At 56.3% G+C, this 1,108-nt stretch carries 1 protein-coding gene; it reads right to left on the reverse strand.

Translation table 11 applies throughout. The annotated features are described in order from the left end of the window. Nucleotides 1-315: 315 nt before the first annotated feature. A complete protein-coding gene (locus A6A05_RS21675; protein WP_245644181.1) occupies nt 316-993 on the reverse strand; it encodes a hypothetical protein in 678 nt (225 codons plus the stop codon). Between the last annotated feature and the right edge of the window lie 115 nt (nt 994-1,108).

The following is a 1,108-nucleotide window of genomic DNA, read 5'->3' on the forward strand; positions in this document are numbered from 1 at the left end:
ATGCAAGCCGCCGCAGCCGCCAGCCCCGCCCAATGCCGTCTGGATCAATCCGCCAGCTGAGAGAATTGCTGCCTAAATTGTCAGACGCAGTGTCGCGGATTCATTGACAGGTTCCGAGTCCCTTTGGAGAGATATCGGCTGGTATGCGCATATATCATAACACGCCCCATTCTCGCAAGCTGAGGCGAAATCTGTCCAGAGAAATTTATTATGGATGCTGGATTGCTCTAATAGTAAGAGGCTCTCGCAACTATGTGCGGGGCGATCTGGCTGTGAGTTTTCGTATTTCTGGAAATAATGCTTCATGAAAATGGACTACACGTTGGCGGCAGCTTCCTTCCGCTTTCGCGCCCGAGTAGCCGACAGCTTGGATTCTGTTGAATGCTGAAGGTCCAAAGCGGCTTTTGCCCTCCGCTTGGCGGCGGCTGCCAACTTGATGGCCTGCTTGGCATTGGCACCAGCCGCTAATGCACGCTTCTCAGCTTCATTGGCCTCGGCGATTAGCTTCTCGGCGGCTGCAATTTCGGCGGCAAGCTCCGCAGCCAGGGCCGCTTCATCATCAGGTGAGGATACCAGCTTTCTAAATGCTCCGTATCCTGCGGCGAAAACAGCATCAGCCATTGACGCGACCTGGGAGACTAATGTGGCGGTCTCTTGACCACTCTTGGTCCGAGAGCGGGGATTGCCCTTGGGATTGGCGGCATATATCCGATAGGCACCATATCCAGCAACGCATACGGTTCCCGCAAGCAATGCAGGCCCCCACGCGCCGAGACCCAAGCCGATGCCGAGGCTCAGCCCTTTTCCGGAAAATATGGATGAAACCAGCTTGGTTCCGTTCGCGATACCGGCTGAGGTCACGTTGATAGTTCCGGAGCCGACCCCAGTAAGGTGGGTGTAGGGGATGCTAATTTTGCCGAGAGCGATGCTGGTGGAGGAAGCCTTGGCAGCCCCCGAACTCATCCCGGAAAGTTTGGAAGTCGGGGTGGCCACGGAACCTGTCAATGAATCCGCGACACTGCGTCTGACAATTTAGGCAGCAATTCTCTCAGCTGGCGGATTGATCCAGACGGCATTGGGCGGGGCTGGCGGCTGCGGCGGCTTGCAT

Source organism: Magnetospirillum moscoviense (genome assembly GCF_001650635.1).
Taxonomy (GTDB): domain Bacteria; phylum Pseudomonadota; class Alphaproteobacteria; order Rhodospirillales; family Magnetospirillaceae; genus Magnetospirillum; species Magnetospirillum moscoviense.